The organism is Pseudoalteromonas sp. S3431, from assembly GCF_000690035.1.
Lineage (GTDB): Bacteria > Pseudomonadota > Gammaproteobacteria > Enterobacterales > Alteromonadaceae > Pseudoalteromonas > Pseudoalteromonas fuliginea.
On sequence record NZ_JJNY01000013.1, the window covers coordinates 1 to 17,836 of the forward strand.

At 38.8% G+C, this 17,836-nt stretch carries 12 protein-coding genes; 6 read left to right on the top strand and 6 right to left on the bottom strand.

Annotated features, from left to right (window positions below; translation table 11 throughout):
• Positions 1-106: 106 nt before the first annotated feature.
• Positions 107-4,126, bottom strand: a complete 4,020-nt coding sequence (locus DO88_RS14680; protein ID WP_033038218.1) for a rhombosortase-dependent M36 family metallopeptidase — start codon at positions 4,124-4,126, stop codon at positions 107-109.
• A gap of 133 nt (positions 4,127-4,259) precedes the next feature.
• On the opposite strand from DO88_RS14680, the gene DO88_RS14675 reads away from it, so the two are divergent.
• Positions 4,260-4,760 (top strand): hypothetical protein, encoded by a 501-nt coding sequence (locus DO88_RS14675; RefSeq protein ID WP_007376654.1) that lies wholly within the window; start codon positions 4,260-4,262, stop codon positions 4,758-4,760.
• A 22-nt stretch (positions 4,761-4,782) separates the two neighbouring features.
• Here DO88_RS14675 and DO88_RS14670 read toward each other — a convergent pair whose 3' ends face one another.
• A complete protein-coding gene (locus tag DO88_RS14670) occupies positions 4,783-6,225 on the bottom strand; it encodes a sensor domain-containing diguanylate cyclase (protein WP_007376655.1) in 1,443 nt (480 codons plus the stop codon).
• Positions 6,226-6,679: 454 nt separating this feature from the next.
• On the opposite strand from DO88_RS14670, the gene DO88_RS14665 reads away from it, so the two are divergent.
• The 5 genes from DO88_RS14665 to DO88_RS14645 all read left to right on the top strand — a co-directional run bounded on the left by DO88_RS14665 (position 6,680) and on the right by DO88_RS14645 (position 13,265).
• Positions 6,680-8,491 carry a glycoside hydrolase family 3 protein gene (locus DO88_RS14665; protein WP_007376656.1) on the top strand — a complete coding sequence of 604 codons (1,812 nt, stop codon included), beginning with the start codon at positions 6,680-6,682 and terminating at the stop codon, positions 8,489-8,491.
• A 1-nt stretch (position 8,492) separates the two neighbouring features.
• Positions 8,493-9,224 (top strand): 5-oxoprolinase subunit PxpA, encoded by a 732-nt coding sequence (locus DO88_RS14660; RefSeq protein WP_033038219.1) that lies wholly within the window; start codon positions 8,493-8,495, stop codon positions 9,222-9,224.
• A gap of 299 nt (positions 9,225-9,523) precedes the next feature.
• Complete coding sequence (locus DO88_RS14655) at positions 9,524-10,210, top strand: 4'-phosphopantetheinyl transferase family protein (protein WP_033038220.1); 687 nt, start codon at positions 9,524-9,526, stop codon at positions 10,208-10,210.
• Positions 10,211-10,658: 448 nt separating this feature from the next.
• Entirely contained in the window at positions 10,659-12,725 is a 2,067-nt protein-coding gene (locus tag DO88_RS14650) for a TonB-dependent receptor (RefSeq protein WP_033038221.1), read from the top strand.
• A gap of 78 nt (positions 12,726-12,803) precedes the next feature.
• Positions 12,804-13,265: a hypothetical protein gene (locus DO88_RS14645; protein WP_007376660.1), complete on the top strand. Its 462-nt coding sequence runs from the start codon at positions 12,804-12,806 to the stop codon at positions 13,263-13,265.
• A 260-nt stretch (positions 13,266-13,525) separates the two neighbouring features.
• On the opposite strand, the gene DO88_RS14640 is transcribed toward DO88_RS14645, so the two are convergent.
• From DO88_RS14640 to dapE, 4 genes are all read right to left on the bottom strand, one after another.
• Positions 13,526-14,329: a heme ABC transporter ATP-binding protein gene (locus tag DO88_RS14640; protein WP_033038222.1), complete on the bottom strand. Its 804-nt coding sequence runs from the start codon at positions 14,327-14,329 to the stop codon at positions 13,526-13,528.
• A 3-nt stretch (positions 14,330-14,332) separates the two neighbouring features.
• Positions 14,333-15,385, bottom strand: coding sequence for a FecCD family ABC transporter permease (locus DO88_RS14635; protein WP_033038223.1), 1,053 nt, complete (start codon positions 15,383-15,385; stop codon positions 14,333-14,335).
• A gap of 2 nt (positions 15,386-15,387) precedes the next feature.
• The gene (locus tag DO88_RS14630) at positions 15,388-16,353 is read right to left on the bottom strand and encodes an ABC transporter substrate-binding protein (protein WP_033038225.1); all 966 of its coding nucleotides are present in this window, start codon (positions 16,351-16,353) and stop codon (positions 15,388-15,390) included.
• A gap of 117 nt (positions 16,354-16,470) precedes the next feature.
• Positions 16,471-17,685: a succinyl-diaminopimelate desuccinylase gene (gene dapE, locus DO88_RS14625; RefSeq protein WP_007376664.1), complete on the bottom strand. Its 1,215-nt coding sequence runs from the start codon at positions 17,683-17,685 to the stop codon at positions 16,471-16,473.
• Positions 17,686-17,836: the final 151 nt, after the last annotated feature.

Sequence of the window (17,836 nt, forward strand, 5' to 3'; positions counted from 1 at the left end):
AATTTTCTTAACGTTAAATAGTCCCCATATATAAGCAGATTGGTATTAATCAAATAAAAAAGCCCCTGAATAAATTCAGGGGCTTTTAAATAACGTTTATTTAAACTTATTTACTAACGTTTTTACGACGTCTGTTAAACCACACTAATGGGGTAAGTAATAAAGCAATAAAGCCAACACTACCACCGCTAGATTTCTTCTCGGTTACAGGTACTACAGGAACAGCTTCATTTTTTACCATTACTGTACTTTGCTGAGCTACAGTTGTCGTCCCATCACTTACCGCAACCTCAAATACAAGTTCTTCATCTGCATTTATAGAGCCAGGTGTGAAAGTCAATATTGCTGTATCTATACCCGACAGTGTTGCCGCTGTACCACTAACTTGCGTCCAAGCATAAGTTAATGCATCACCATTTCTATCTGTGGCAGTCGCTGTAATAGTGCCAGTGCCAGATTCAGTTATTTCTGCTGAATCACTCTCAACAAGTAACAATGGCATCGCGTTATCACATGATGTTGCAGCGTCTCCTGCGACTACTTTGGAGAATACAGGCGATAACACGTTAGACATTGTTAGATTATCAATCCACCAACCAAAATCAGCAACAGCCGAATCAGATGAAATACGGAAACGAATTTTAGCTTGGTTGCCATTTAAAGCATCGCCAAAATTAATTGTTTCGTAGTTGCCAAAAGCCCCATCGTCTTGAATATTACGTCCTGTAAATGTATTTCGCTCTTGGAGTGCTTGAGAGGTATTTTCAATTAGTGGGCCGTTATAACCAACACTAAATTCCCCACCCACTTGCGTTACATCCGTCCACTCGCCATCATTAACACTAATTTCTACAACACCACCATCCCAATTCTCTTCAATGAGGTAAAGGTGCCAAAATGATATTTCAAAATCACCTGAGTAACCTATTTCAAACGATTTAGACTCAACCGCCACATCAGTTTGGAAGCTATTGTTATTTAAAAACATTGCCTGAGCGCCTAAGCCAAAGCCCGCAGCATCAAAAGTGGTTATATTGCCACTGTTATCCATGCTCTGCGTACCGATAGCAGCATCCCCACCAAACATTACATTTTCGTTTAAATCAAATAATGAGGCAGCCGACACTTCCATATCATCTGAAACAGTAGCACTGACAGGTGCTTCATCTTCAAAATCTATATTTACAGTGAATGAAATTGAATCTTCTAGTGCTTCAACAATATCATCATCCGTTTCAAGCTCAGGGAAGGTTACTGCTATTTCTAGTGTTTCAGCGGTGCCTGCATCATTTAAAGTAATAGTGATAGCGTCACTTGTTGATATTGCAAATGGTGCTGTTTCAGCAAAGGTAACTAACCCATCATTTTCAAGTGTTACATCATGATCGCTGATTACCGTTAACTGCGCTTTAGTCCCTGTTAAGGTTTCACTACCACGGTTAACAATGCTTACACTAATAGAACCTGTTTCACCTTTATCTAGAATATTATCGTTAGTACAATAACCAAGCTCAGCACCGTTATATGCGTTATTAACTATCACGTCGCTTAACGCGAATGTAGCAAGCTCAGATTTATCAGATTCAACAACCCCCGTTAAATCATCACTGAAACGCTCTGGCGATTCAGCTCCTAATCCCATGCCACGCTTAGCAAATGCTCCTAAAATTAATTTATAATCGGCAGGTTCAACAGCATAAGCAGCAGCTAAGATGGCATCACGCGCTTCAGTGTAAAGCGGAGCTACTGGCGTTAATTTATAGCCAGCAACAAGGTAGTCAGCCATGCGGTTTTGAGCTTCCTCAAAACCATGCTCGTTAATTAATGCTACATAACTTTCCCATAACATCGTTGCCCAAATTTCGCCTGCGGCATGTGGCGAAGCTACGCTTGTTGGTGTAATTCCAATATCAGCGCCTGCATTTTCTGTAATATGGCGGAATGATAATGCATTTACTTCGGTATCAGTTGAGTAAGGTACGCGACGAATACCGTAATAAAAGTCCTCTACAAATGTACCGCTACCATATGCCTTTTGGAATTTATCATTGCCTGTAATGTTAATATCATCAGCTTTAGCAATAAACATGAGTGAATGGAAGTCCCCCCAACCCTCGCCCATTGCGCGACCTTGGAAGTTAATTAAACCAGATGAGTTACCCACTAAACGGTTACTGATATAGTGTCCCCACTCATGAGCAATAATACCATTATCAAACGTACCATCTTTTAATGTTGCTTTAGTAAACATATCTACAGAAACAGTATCGCCCGCAGCCATTAAGTCATACATAGCATGACCATCAGCGTAATTTAATCCCATATTTGGAATAGTAACTGCATCATCTTCACCGCCCATTGGCGCTGGCTCATCTGTGTCTGGGTCATTATTCACAACAATTGCTGCTATTGCGCCCGCATTTTGTGCATTTTTTACTTTAATTGTGAAAGAACATGAGCCGCGATCGACTAACGCTATTTTACCTGCAAGATCTGCGGCATTTATAGCAGGCTCACACCCATCATTAATACTTGTTGAATCGGCTGTATTACCATCGTCTAAGCGAACAACATCCCCTTTAATATCACTAAATTGATATTGACCAAAGCCTGACTCTTGTGTTGAATCTAATAAACCTAAAGTCGCATGCGAAGTAACTGTAATACCAAAATCAACACCGACTTGTGCATCTTTACTATTGTATAAATACATTTGCATACGAGGGCTTGCACCATCTGCAGGTGTCGACATATTGGCATTGTTACGTCCTGAATTATCCTGCGCTTGTGCTTCAATTGGATCGCCTTCTATGCCTCCACGTTCAAAATTAGATAGCTGCGCAACATTTGATGTTTCATCAAAGCCGTGATCGTAGAAAAAATCATGTAAAAAGTTATTCATATAAAATAAATTAACAATTGCGGCTTTTCGATTAGCGTAACTATTAGCAACTTGATCTACTTGGTACGGATAATCAAATGTCAGATCGGCTGTGGTGTCAGCTGTAAAGTCGCCTTCACTAAAATCTTGTGGCGCAACAACATCAGCATAAGCAAATACATTGTTGCCCGATGTAGTCGTAGCATCATCAGCTAACCATGGATCCATTGTGCTTAATTTACTGTAATAAGATAACGCAACCATTGGCGCGTCTAAAATTTCAGTTTCATCAACTTGATCAGGCCCATCAGCTGGAATTACATCACCATGAGGGCTTTCCATTGGGTAGCCATCTTGATTAGCATACACGCGATAATTAAAGTCGGCTGCATGTGATTTCAAGTCTTTCTTAAAATAAACTTTGTTATTTTGAGTGCCAATTACATAGCTATAATAGTCGCTTTCAAGCGCATTTTTATCCGCAACTTCGACTTCAACATAATATGCTGACTCTAATTGTCCTGCGACTTCAAAAAATACTTTCTTCGCGCGGGGTTCACCTAATATAATTTTAGAATCATCACCTGAGGTGGCCTGATATTTAGCATATCCACCTTCTTCGCCAATCTTACGAAGCGATGCATTAATACCAGCCAATTCCAAAAGTGCAGATTGAATGCTTTGCTCAGCATTTACAAAGCCACTCAGAGCCGCAAATGATTTTTCAGCTGACGACGTATCCGCAAAATACCCAGAGCCAGCCACAAGGTTAAACTCTTTATCCATTATTAAGTTGAATTCACGATTAAAAACATCAATACCATGAACCTGCTGTTTATACTTTGCGACTATTGAGCCTCGCTTTTGCTCATGCAAATCAGTCATTACTGCTGATGATATTGTGCTTTTCTGACTGCTAATACCAGTTAGAGATTCTAAATAAAGATCCGCTGCATATTGGTTTCGTTTTGCAGGCTCAATAAGCGACATATTTGGCGCCTTTTGCCCCACCGCTTGCCATAAAAATGTGGCTTTACCCAATTGTTTGTCATAAATAGAACGATGACCAGATACTGTCGTTCGCTCAGCTAGTGCGCGTTGCTGCATTGCCGCTGGTGTTATTGCTTGAGTTTGAGAGTTTGCAGTTACATCAAAGTATTGCGCTGATTCAGCTGCGGTTAGTTGTCCTGCGGATAAAGTAGCTGCAACAATTGTTGCTACTGTGGTTAGTTTGAAATTAGACATAAAACACCCTGTTTATATTTTGTAATTTTTGTTTATTAAATGTATTTTAAATGTAATACCAAATGACAGTAGCAATAAGTCGTGTAAAAAAAAAGCTAAAAAACTCTATCTTGTATAATAAAAAGGTAAAAATATGAAACCGCCGTATTTAATAATTGCATTGATATTAACTGCTTCAGGCACTTTGACTGCCTGTAATAACAGCAAAGAGCCAGCTGCTGCAGCCGTACAACAGTCTGAGCCTCAAACTCCAACACAGGTCAGCATAAAAAATAAAACGGCAGTAGAAGATGTTAGCCAAAAAATACATCTGCAAGCAAATAGCATTATGTCATCAGGCGATAAATTGATTTTTAACTCAGAGGTATTGAAAAAGGGGGATATTGTTTTTAACCAAACGATGCAACAAAAAGGGGTCGTTACAGGAACACTTGTTCTTACGCTTGCATCTGATTTTGTACCAAAGGATTTAGCCAACAACTTTAATTTAATACGCTCGACTGCGCATAACTATATGTTACTAGTCACTCAAGACGATAATATAAAAGCCGTTGCTAAATCATTGAGTGCTTATTCTGATGTAAAAAATGTCGAAGTATCCGTAAATTACTCACCTATAGAAACCCAATTTTAAATACTGATGGTTCTATAAGTCGTTAATTTTTATCAGCTATTACACAGCAGTTTCGGCCGTGATCTTTAGCGTAATAAAGTGCTTTATCCGCATATTTGTACACTTGGTCTATATCGTTACTGTGCTCAGGCCAGGTTGCAATACCTATAGAAATAGTAATAAATCCAATAATGTCCATGTTTGTTGAGGCAACGGTTGTTCGTAGTCGTTCCGCTATTTTAAAAGCACTTTCGCTGTCTTCATTTGGTAATATGAGTACAAACTCTTCACCACCAATACGCGCTACAACATCATCCTTTCTGGATAGTTTTTTTATAATATCGGTGAGTGTTTTTAGTGCTTCATCACCTTTATGGTGGCCAAAGGTATCATTTACACGCTTGAAAAAATCGATATCAATTTCCAATATTGCAAATGGAATTTGCTTAAGCATAAGTTGATTAAGTAATCCGTTTAAACTTCTGCGGTTATGCGCCCCTGTAAGTGGGTCTGTTTGTGCATCATGGCGTAATTGGCCTATTTGAGTTTGTAAAATACTCACACCTTTTAACATGGCAAGCTTTAACCTCTGGCTTTCAAAATACCATGCTTTTATATTCTCAAAATTTTCAAAACTAGCCGGGTTATCAAGTGTATTTACTTTGTTTGCGAGTTGTTTAAGCGGCCTAGAAATAAAATGAGCAAAAAAGCCTATAAGTATAAAAGTAATAACCGCCATTGGTAACGTACGTTTGATAACTTCTATAATCAATGTATCAAGTGAGGCTAAGGTATTTTTAACTGGACGTTGCGCAATAACTCCCCAATGTGCTTTTTTTACTGGGGCGTAGCCTGCTAGCATCTCAACATGTTGGCTGCTTTTAACATTCGCAATCCCTCCTTTTCCATTAATAACATCATCTATAATTGCGTTATTATTTACATAGGTGCCGATACGAATATGATCCGGATGATAAAGTATGCGTTTATAAGAATCGACCACATATATATGTGTCCCTTCATCGTAATAATGTTGATCCAGTAAATCATTCAAAATGCTGCGCTCTTTTAAATAAAGAGATCCACCAAGATAGCCTAAATAATTCCCTGCATTGTCAAATAACGGATGGGAAATAAAAATTATCAAATTACCTGCGGCTGACATATAAGGTTTACTAATGAGCGGGCGCTTTTCTTTCAATGCTTGTATTGCGCCTGGAGAAGAAATTGTTTGCTCCATTATTTGCGGTAAAACAGGAGACGTCGCTGCAATAATACCGTTCTTGTTTATCACTACAGAATTAAAACTATTTGTTTGTAAATTTAATCTGGTTACTTCTTCTTTCAATAATTTTTCATTATTTATTTCTTGCTCTATTATTTTTGCTGAATAAGTAAGTTGCTGCATTGCAGCTTCTAAAAAATTATCGGTTGCCGAAGCCAACTTATTTGCATAAGCATAATTGCTTTTTAGTGTGTAATTCATTAACTGCTCTTTTTGCACTTGATAAGTAGAATAAAAACTACTTACTAGAGTGCTCAACGAAGCAGAAAATGCTAAAAGCAGAATGAGTAACCTTAGATTAAGTGCAGGTAGTAATTTGTACAGCAAATGTATATCGTCCACAGTACAAGGCAGTTAAAGCTTGCACTTATTATTGTATATAAAGCCTACAATTATACCCTCTTGAAAACTTATAATCTAATGTTTACAAAGACAGAAAAAATATATGTAAGTACTGATTTTCATTAAATTTAACGATATAAATTTTATCTATTCGTTACAATACGTTAATGGCTTTAATAAAGAAAAACCATGTTTTGCAGTTGCACTAAAAAGTAGATAAGCTGCACACACTTATCTATTTTATTTAGCTTTGGAGTGTGTTTTGCTAAATAAGTATATTGTGTCGTCTATCGTTTTTTTATCTGGGTGCTTCATGCCAATACAATCCTCGTTCGCACAACCTGTACTTTCTCTTGAACAACAGCTTGGTCAAAAGCTCATGCTTGATTTTCGCTATTTTTGCGAACAAGGTACGAATAAACAATGCAGAACACCATTAACTCAATTACCAGATAAGCTTGCACACATAATTGCAAAGCATAACATTGGGGGGGTTATCTTGTTTTCTGAAAATATCCAATCAATAGAGCAAACTATTACACTGAATGCTCAACTGCAAAATGCAGCAAGTAAATCGAGTAGTAAACTACCGTTATTTATATCCATAGATCAAGAAGGTGGACGAGTAGCTAGGTTACCGCGTGATCTAGCTACTTCATTTACTGGCAACATGTCGATTGGTGCAACATATAAAAAACACGGAACAAGCTTCGCTACAAAAACGGCAACGGTTATTGCTAAAGAGCTAAGTTCTTTGGGTATTAATGTAAACTACGCGCCTACTATCGATGTAAATATGAACCCAGATAATCCGGTAATAAACGTACGCTCTTTTGGAGAAGACCCTGTTTTAGTTGCCAAGCTTGGTGCTGAACAAGTTGCAGGATTTGAAAGCAATGGGGTTATTACGTCGTTAAAGCACTATCCTGGGCACGGCGATACCAGCGTCGATAGTCACACTGGTTTACCTATGGTAAGTCATGAAAAAGAGGTTATTTACGCTCAAGATTTAGCACCATTTAAATACATTATTGCAAAGCAAAATCCCGGTATGATCATGACGGCGCATATTCAGTATCCTGCGCTAGATAGTACAACGTTTGTAAGCGTTGATGGAAAAACCATGATAAAACCTGCAACGATGTCTCGTAAAATAGTAACCGACATTTTACGAGGAGAACTAAATTACCAAGGTGTTGTAATAACTGATGCGCTTGACATGGCTGGTATTAGCCATTTCTTTACACCCACTCAAGCGGTAATTAATACATTTTTAGCTGGTGTTGATATTGCACTAATGCCAATTGAAATTAGAACGCCAGACGATTTAATAACGTTGGATGAACTTATAAAATCACTTGCCGCAGCGGTTAAATCAGGGCAACTTGATGAGCAAGAAATAGCTAAATCAGCGCAACGTATAATATCACTTAAAAATAAGTTTAGATTAAACACTCATTTGGACCCTATCAGCGCACTTATAAATGCAAAACAAACAATTGGCAGTGCAGCACATCGTGAAATAGAAGCGCAACTAGCTGTGGAGGCTATAACGCTAGTTAAAAATAATAAAAACACTTTACCGCTTAGCCTTAAAACAGATCAGCATATTCATATTATTATGCCTGACACACGTAAGTGTATGGCAATGCAACAAGCCATTGAAGCTATAAGCACTCAAGTGCTTAACTATACTTGTAGCAGCCTGCAAGGTTTTAACCCGCAGCAAGCACATATCGATATAACCACTGCCGATATAATAATTGCAGGTAATGCGACACCAAACCAAAGTGCGGTAGAAATTGGCGGCATGGATGATTTAAAAGACGACGCTAATTTTGCACTCAATAATGCACAGCAGCCAAAAGCACTTAAATCATTACTCAGTTTTGCTAAAGCCAATAATAAAAATACCGTATTTATAAGCTTAAGAGCCCCTTACGATATTGCTGAATTTGGCAACTACGCACAAGCTGTACTTGCATCCTACGCATATAATATTGATGTCGATAAAAACGATGTTGTATCTGGCCCTGCTTTTACCGCGCTTGCAAAAGTACTACTTGGGCAGTCACCCGCCAATGGTGTATTACCTGTCACTATAAAGCAGCAAAAGGCGCACTAATATGAAACTTAACTGTGATTTAGGCGAAAGCTTTGGCGCATGGAAAATGGGCCTTGATAGCAGCGTAATGCCACATATTGATATGGCTAACATTGCCTGTGGTTTTCATGCCGGCGATGCCGATGTAATGGCAAGCACGCTCACTCTTGCAAAACAATATAACGTACAAATTGGCGCTCACCCGAGCTACCCAGATCTGCAAGGTTTTGGTAGGCGCTCAATGAATCTTAGTGCAAGCGAGCTAATAAACTGCCTACATTATCAAATTGCAGCGGTTGAAGGTATGGCAAAAGTGCAGGGATTAACACTTAGCTACGTAAAGCCACATGGTGCGCTTTATAACGACATGATGGCTGATGAAACAATATTAAACACTGTCATGCATGCCATTGCCATCTACCCAACCCCATTAAAGCTCATGCTACTTGCAACGGCTAAAGCACAAAGCCATCAGCAACTTGCCAAAACATACCAATTAACATTAATGTTAGAAGCCTTCGCGGACCGTCAATATACCGATGCAGGACTGTTAGTGTCGCGGAATATTCCTGGTAGCGTGCATAATAAATCGGCACTGATTGCGCAAGTAAAACAACTGTTAACTACAGGCTGTGTAACAACTCAATCGGGAAAGGTATTACCTTTACATGCTGATAGTTTATGTGTGCATAGCGATAACGAAGCAAGCATTGCCCTTATTCAGGAGATCAAAGCTCTGTGCCAAACTCGTTAAACACTCAAAAACTAAGTAACCTGAACTCTGGTTAAGAGATTTACTACGTATTGAATCATGGTGATATTTAACTTTATTTTCTCTAGCCAGAGATTCTCAGTGAAAACAAGGCGTATTTACGCGTCAATAGCTACTCGATATAGATTTATTATCCAGAGTTCAGGTTAATTAATCATGCATATTGTACATTACGCAATGAGCTTAAGCTCAGCACAGGTCATAAACTTTACTTTATTTATTATATTTTTAACGTACCATTAAAGCGCTACTCTTAATTTTAGGAAAAATGCAAATAGCATATGGAACTTTCCCCTTATACTCAGTTTACACCCTACCTTAGCCACAGCACTTTTTGTTGTAAATTTGATAGTAACCACTTTATTGATAGTGACTTTTCGAGTTATCAGATTTTTTCACCGCTGCAACTTCAAAAAGCAGTCACAAAACGAAAGGCCGAGTATTTGGCTGGCCGATTTTGTGCGAAAAAAGTACTAAACGCACTCGGTATTTCCTCTTTTGATATTCTTTCTGGCAATGATCGCGCGCCGATATGGCCTGATAAAGTTATCGGTAGTATTACCCACACTCAAGGGATTGCAATGGCAATGGCCTCTCAGCGCACAGATATCGCTGGCATTGGTATTGATATCGAACAGCTAATGAGCGCAAAACAAGAGCGAGAGCTACAAGAACAAATTTTGCACCCTAATGACTATCCTCAGTTTAGATTGTTCGCAGAGCAGGTACCACACCCGTTAACCATTATCTTCTCAGCAAAAGAAAGTATTTTTAAAGCTTTGTACGCAAGTGTGAAACAATTTTTTGGCTTTGAAGCGGCTACGCTCATTGCCTTTAATGAACAACAACTGCAATTTAAAATAACCCAAGCACTTTCACCGCAAGTGCCTAAAGACACTTACTTAACCGTATTTTACCAATGTGACAAAAATATAGTGCTCACAGAGTGCGAATTCAAAAATTCCTAGTTATACCAACCTGCATAAATCTTTGAGCAATTTAACGAATTAAATTGCACTATACGTCGTTAAAATTTTTATTTGAAACAACTAGATAAAAAATTTGTCTAGGACCTGTTTATCTTTCGAGGTTAAATTTGCAGCTCTATGCTTGGTATTTAGGTAAGGCTGAGCTTATGTAGTGTGGTTATTCCCCATAAATAGGCGATAACGTTGAATAAATGCCAAACATGCGCTGCCAGTAGGGTAACGCAGGAGCCGCTACCAAGCCCACTAGGTTACAAACCTCACGCCGCGATTAAATCGACCCTAGATTGAAATAACAGCCAAACCACCTCCCTACTGATTAACAATTAAGTTAAAAATACAACATTAATTAACTTTAGTGTTGTATTTTAATACAACCAAATGTAGTATTAAAAACAATTATCATTTACATTTACAAAAGGGAATACCTGTGAAATTTAAGGATGTTTTAATCCCCCTCGCAGCACTTACATCTACTACAGCTTTAGCTAATTCTGATAACAATGACGCAGTGGATCAAATGACCGTTATTGAAGTTACTGGAGAGTTATTATCAAGAAGTCTACTACAAAGTGGTAATAGCGTTGTTGTTTTCGATAGTAAAGAGCTTGAAAGCCGCCCCGAATTAAGAACAGTAAGAGACGTACTAAGCGAAATTCCAAACATCACAATGGTCACTGGTACTGGTAAAGCTCCAACAGTAAGGGGTATTGATGGTACTGGAGCCGCAGAAAACGCGAATGCATTTTTTGCAGGCAGCAGAGCACGCTTAAACTGGCAAATTGATGGTCGTTCAGCGACTTATAACGAAATAGTTTTTGGCGATTTAGGTATTTGGGACCTTGAACAAATTGAAGTTCTCAGAGGGCCACAAAGTACTTTAGCTGGGCGTAATGCAATAGCAGGTACAATACGCGTAGAAACACAAGATCCGACGTTTGAACAAGAGTTCACAATTCGTGCTGAAGGCGGAAATTTAGACCAAAAACGACTTTCAGCTATTTATAATCAACCTCTTTCGGAGCAGTTTTCCTTACGAATTGCAGCAGATCAATTTGAACGTAGTTCATCTGTTGATTATGAATCTTACCCTGGTGTTAAAGACCCAGCTGACATGGAAGGCCGTGCAATTAGAGGGAAATTACTTTATGAGGGCGATGACAAATACGGTACACGCGTTGTTGTTACACTAACCGATAACAAATACAGTGGTCCAAATAGTGAAATCATTGATTATCCATTTGAGCAACGTCGTTCTAATTTTCCGCAACAACCCGTTCATGTTACGCATACTAAAAGCTTAGGCATTGAATACAGCGCATCATTAACTCAACAACTACAGTTAGAAGTAACGGCTTCAGCAACAGACTTTAATTTTGAACGTAAATCTACGCCAGATGGGTCTAAAGCGAATATTGATAACAAAGAGTTTGTGATAGAACCTCGTTTACGCTATCAAGGTGATAACGGCGAACAATGGGTTATTGGTAGTCGCTACTATACTTCAAAACAAGATGATTGGATCCAATTCATTGTAAAACAAAGCTTTACTGATGATTCAGATAATTTTGCAATCTACTCTGAGGGTGCCTTCCCATTTAGTGACAAGTTTGAGCTAACGGCAGGTTTACGCTACGAAAAAGAAAACCGCAAACGTGAAGGCGGTGATCCTGATAGAGCGATTGCAAAAATAGAATCCGATAATGACTACAGTGCCTTATTACCTAAGCTTGGGCTCAGCTACCAAGTAAGTGATACGCATATTGTCGGTTTACAATTATCTCGCGGGTATAATGCAGGCGGCGGCGGCATTTCCTTTGGCGCACCAATTGTTAACTATGAATATGATGAAGAGTACGTAAACTCTTTAGAAATCTATGGTCGTCAGCAATGGGCTAATAACAGTATAAGCACATCTCAAAACCTGTTTTATTCGCAATATACAGACATGCAACTACCTTTTGATTTAACACCTGAAAACTCACGTGATGAAGCTTATGTAGTTAGAAATGCAGATGAAGTAACTACTATTGGTTTTGAATTTAATGCCGATTGGCAGATTAATGATCAGTTCAATCTTTATGGTGGTTTTGCACTGTTAGATTCAGAGATCACTGATTATCCAAACTCAGGCCTAGAGGGGAACTCATTACTTACGGTTCCTTCTGCTTCTATGAAATTAGGGACCACATGGCAATCAAATAATTGGGTTGTTAACGTTAGTGGCCAGTACACTGATGGTTGGTATACCAGTATTTCAAACGATGAAGGCGGTAAAACAGATGCTTTTGCGACCTTTGATACAAGTTTGAACTACGTTATCTCTGAGCAAGCTAAAGTGTATCTTTCAGTACGTAATATTTTTGATGAAGATGCTCCTGTTGCATTGTATCCAGGTACAGCCCCTGCTGATAGCAATGAACCTGATACTAACTTTGATACAGCAGTATTGACCCAACCAAGAACGATTAGTGCGGGCATACAGTATACATTCTAATCAATCAGATTTTTCCACGGCAAAGCTAAATTATTTGCTGTGGAAAATCTATAAAATCAATAACAAAGGTTATTAAGTATGACAACAATTAAATACGATAGCAGCCTCTGGCCATTAGCTGTAACAGTAGCAAAGGGGGAGTGCACGCTAGCAATGCACTTAGACTCTTTAATATCATGGGATCGTTGGTTTGATAGAGCTGAAGCATTTATTGTAGTGCGTGTTTATACAGATGAAGCATCCTTACAACACCCTAAAGGGGCGGGTCCTGCAACACAAGAATGGCTTAAAAATGGTGCGGCAGAGAAAATGCAACAACTTGTTCAAGCGATGCTTATCGTTGTTCCTGAGGAGCAATATCAAAAATTGCAGAATATGAGCGTTCAAAAAGCCTTTGGTATACCTGGAGCCGTATTTAAATCACTTGATGATGCTGCAACATGGCTACAGGCATCAGCCAAAGAGATAGCGATACCTGAAAATATTGAATTACAAGATGTAGCTACACTTGTCCACTCTCATTGCGGTAATACCAATTAGCTTAATTAAGTGATCTATTTTGAGGTAAGAAAATCGTGTCGATAACAAGGCAACAAAGAGTTAATCGTCCCTCAAAGGGAAGCGCATGTTTGGTCTTTATACTGCATTATCGCCTATTTATGGGCAGTGACCACACTACATAGGCTCTGCCTTACCTAAAAACCAAACAGGCCGCTGTAAATTCAACCTCGAAAGATAAACAGGCCCTAGTTACCCCTTTATAAAAACACTCAATAATATGTAATCGATACAACTTAAAATCATATATTTGTGAGTGTTTTTTCCGCCACCATAATGTGGGGAAGTACATCTTCAATATCTGTTTGCAGCTTTGCATTAATATTATAAACATTACTTAAATGGCGCTGTGTTAGTACTTCTTCAGGCGAGCCATGAGCAACAACTTTTCCTTTATCAAGCATGTAAATTCGATCTGCAAAGCTCGCAGCAAGTGATAAATCATGAAGAACAGCAACAACTCCCGCGCCTTGTTTTGCCGTTGTAACGGCTTGGTTCATAACTTCATATTGATGATATAAATCTAAGCTAGCAGTTGGCTCATCAATTAATAAATAAGCATTTTTTTGCTGAGTTAAACTTGGCTGTAATTGGCACAATACACGCGCTAATTGAGTACGTTGCTTTTCACCACCAGAAAGCTGAGTAAAGCATTGCTGTGCTAGGTGAGTAATCCCTACGGCTTTCATTGCATCATTAGAGCACTGCTTCAAAGTAGCCTGCGTGCACTGTTCTTGATGACTAAAATGCGCCATATCAACAACTTCATTAACGGTGAAAGGAAAATCTAACTCGTAGCTCTGGGTTAATACCGCCCTTAATTTAGCAAGCTCTAGCAAACTATACTCATTTAACTCTCGTTGATTAATATTTACCGTTCCGCCACTTAACGGCAAATCTCCTGATAATGCTTTCATTAATGATGATTTACCTGCGCCATTGGGACCAATGATAACTACAATTTCATGTGGTTTTACATAAAAATCAATATTATCCAGCAACGTTTTATGTTTAATTTTTACGCTAAGTTGTTTACCAATTAACATAGTTCACTTTGCTCCTTGGTAAGTTTTTAACAGCATAATCAAAAAGAATGGACCGCCAATAGCACTGGTTATTAGACCAATGGGGACTTCTGCTGGTAACATTATGGTACGGGCAAATAAATCAGCAAGGCTAAGCATTAATGCTCCCCCTAACATACAAGCTGGTAATAAATAACGGTGATCTGGGCCTAATATTAAGCGCATAATATGCGGCACTATTAAGCCAATAAAACCAATAACGCCCGTAATTGCTACGGCTGCTGCAGTGCAAAGTGCCGTATATATAAAAACCTGCTTTTTCAATTTAGTCACATTAATGCCGACATGCTTCGCTTGAGCCTCTCCTAATAAATACACGTTAAGAGGTTTAGATAAACGTAATAAACCGATACAACAACCAATAATAATACCGAGTGTTGGCATTATCATCGCAAGGTGATTCCCCGCCAAAGAGCCCATACTCCAAAATGTTAAATCACGCAATTGTTGCTCATTACTTACCAGTGTTAAGATACCGATAATAGCGTTTACAATCGCATTTACGGCAATCCCTGCCAGTAGTAGGCTAACGATAGTAAAACGCCCATTTTGCGCGCCCAACCGATAGATAAACATGCATACCGCTATACAACTCAAAAATGCCCCTACAGGCACCGCATAGTAGCCTAAGTTGTCGCTAAAATTAGCAAACAAGCTTGTTCCTAATACAATAGTTGCTACTGCACCTAACGCTGCACCACTGGCAATGCCAATCAAGCCAGGATCTGCTAATGGATTTCTAAATAAAGCTTGCATTGCAGCACCGCAGGTTGCTAAACCAGCTCCAACAACCATCGAAAGTAGAATACGAGGAAGGCGTATCTGCCAAATTATAGCGTACTTAAGCTGATCATCTACCGGTTGGGTTAGCATAAGCATCGTCTCGCGCAGCGTTATCACGACCCCTCCCTGACTTAGAGCAATAAAAAATACCAATATACAAATAATAAACAAAACAGGAATAGATAAAACCCGTATCCGTTGTTGCGCTAATAACCTATTTCCTAACGCCAGCATAACTATCGCTCGTCCTGTTGTTTTGTGCTGTTTTCAGCTAATTTTAAAAATCTATATTGATAGCCATCTGGCAAGCGTGTTTTAGGATAAAATGCATGCGCTAGTTCTACGGCCGCTTGAGGCGTTCTAGGCCCCATACTTAACAAATAGAGCGCATCAAAATTGTAAATACGCCCATTTTTTATCGCATTTGAATATTTAAAAACAGATAATATTTCAGCGCTTGGTTGCTGATCATTGGCGCCAATCCCCATACTAATAATCACATCAGGATTTAGTGCCAATGCAGCCTCGCTTGAAATCGTCTGCCAGTTAACCATTGTTTGAGCCATCATATTCACTCCACCGGCAATAGTTACCAACTCATCAGCAGTCGTCTCTGCCCCTGCAACCATAAGTTGACTACTGCGGATAACCAAAACCTTAGGTTTAGTACTAGTTTGCTCTAAAATATATGACAAGGCCTTGCGGTCCGCTTGCAAAGAGTCTGCGAGCATATTGCCCTTACTCACAACATTTAATTGTTTGGCTATTTGCTCTATTTTATTTTCAATACGCCAAAAGTTGTCGTTTTCATGCAAGATAACCAAGTTAGCGCCAGTGAGCTTTAATTGCTCAACCATTTTTTTAGGACCAATATCTGATTCAGCGAGGATAAGATCTGGATTTAATGACAACACACCTTCAACGCTTATTTTGCGAACATAGCCAATTTGTGGCTTCTGAGTTGCAGCGGCTGGATAAACACTGGTGCTATCAACGCCAACAATGCGTTGTTGTTCACCAAGGGCGTAAATAACTTCTGTTATTGAGCCCCCTGCAACCACTATTCGCTGTGGATTAAGAGGCTGCGGACTTGCATGTACATAGCTATTAGCAAGTAAAGTAACAAACATAATAAATAAAATAGGTAAGGGTTTCATTGATGTTAAATTTAATTTGAAAACAAAAATACTAACAGTTTTCATTTACGACTTGTAGTTTTTATTATGATTGTTTTAATGACCTATAAAATTTAGTTTAGCCTCTTAGGTAATAAGGTATGTTAGCTTTTCAGAGTTAAATTATTTCAATTTAAAGGCTATTTAACCTGAGCTCTGGTTACTTAGTAACTTTTTAAACACCGTAAAATAGATATTTGTTAAATTTCCAAGCTCGCTAATATGAACTCGTTCATTTTCTTGATGGATAGTGCCGTTAGTTAAACCAAGTTCAACTACTTGCGGACAAATATCGCTAAAAAAACGGCCATCAGAAGTTCCTCCTGCAGTTGAGGTTTGAGGAAGCAAACCAGTACATTGATTAATGGCTGTTTTACACTCTTTTATTAGCGAAAGTTTATTTTTACTATTCTCTGCAGAGTAATAAGGGTTGCAAGCATGCGATGTTGTTAGTGAGAAATCATTAGTAGTTCGCGTTACAATATGAGTGACTAAATGAATTAGATCATCTTCACTGTAAGCCGTGGTATAACGAATATTTAAATTAATTATTACAGCGTCAGGTATGACATTATCGCTGCACAAGCCTGAGTCGATATGAGTGACTTGCATTGTTGTACCAAGCTGATTGCTATCTCTATTATCCCAATCAAATTTCATTAAATCTTTTACAATGCTACAGGCATGATGGATAGCATTAATGCCTTGAGTCGGATAAGCAACGTGCGCACTTTTTCCATTAACTTGAATGGCAAAACTCAACGCCCCTCTGCGTCCAATTTTTAGCATGTCACCGCACTGCTTTATTGATGTCGGTTCTCCAACAATACAATAATCCAAGTCCTGTTTTGCATCTTTAAAATGTTTTACAATTTCACATGAGCCGAATAAAGCATCGCCCTCTTCATCGCTGGTAATTAAAAACCATAGTCGCCCAACAAAGCTCCCTTCGAGTACTAGCATCTCAGCTGCAACTAAGGCTGCGGCAATACCGCCTTTCATATCTGCGATGCCTCGACCGATCAGGTAATCATTTTTAATTTCACCTGCAAAAGGTGGGGCTTGCCATTTATTAAGATTACCTGCGGGCACAACATCCGTGTGCCCACAAAAACCTAAATCGGGTCCATCACCATTAGATATAACAGCAATTAGGTTACTCACCCCATGACTTTCAAATGTATCGATTTTTGCTCCCAGCATTGATAACTTTTTTGCAATCCATGCTTGGCAACCTGCGTCATCAGGTGTTACCGATTCAAATTGCAGTAATTCACGTGCATACTCAATTACTCGACTTTGGTATTCGCTCTTTAACTCAGCCGTTAAAGTAAATTGTTCATCGATGATAAGGCTCACCTCATAATTAAATAAAGGGTATTGAGGGAGTTTGTTTCATCAACAAGTTAAACAACAAACTCCCAGTAATAACTAATACTTTAAACGCACTACCAATCCACTATTAGCCACAATCAACATCATTAGCTTGCTTATATTCAGCAGCCAGCCA

Bases quoted from the DNA above. Each gene is read 5' to 3' on its own strand.
- DO88_RS14680 (WP_033038218.1), bottom strand. From the start codon at position 4,126: ATGTCTAATTTCAAACTAACCACAGTAGCAACAATTGTTGCAGCTACT.
- DO88_RS14675 (WP_007376654.1), top strand. From the start codon at position 4,260: ATGAAACCGCCGTATTTAATAATTGCATTGATATTAACTGCTTCAGGC.
- DO88_RS14670 (WP_007376655.1), bottom strand. From the start codon at position 6,225: ATGAATTACACACTAAAAAGCAATTATGCTTATGCAAATAAGTTGGCT.
- DO88_RS14665 (WP_007376656.1), top strand. From the start codon at position 6,680: ATGCCAATACAATCCTCGTTCGCACAACCTGTACTTTCTCTTGAACAA.
- DO88_RS14660 (WP_033038219.1), top strand. From the start codon at position 8,493: ATGAAACTTAACTGTGATTTAGGCGAAAGCTTTGGCGCATGGAAAATG.
- DO88_RS14655 (WP_033038220.1), top strand. From the start codon at position 9,524: ATGGAACTTTCCCCTTATACTCAGTTTACACCCTACCTTAGCCACAGC.
- DO88_RS14645 (WP_007376660.1), top strand. From the start codon at position 12,804: ATGACAACAATTAAATACGATAGCAGCCTCTGGCCATTAGCTGTAACA.
- DO88_RS14640 (WP_033038222.1), bottom strand. From the start codon at position 14,329: ATGTTAATTGGTAAACAACTTAGCGTAAAAATTAAACATAAAACGTTG.
- DO88_RS14635 (WP_033038223.1), bottom strand. From the start codon at position 15,385: ATGCTGGCGTTAGGAAATAGGTTATTAGCGCAACAACGGATACGGGTT.
- DO88_RS14630 (WP_033038225.1), bottom strand. From the start codon at position 16,353: ATGAAAACTGTTAGTATTTTTGTTTTCAAATTAAATTTAACATCAATG.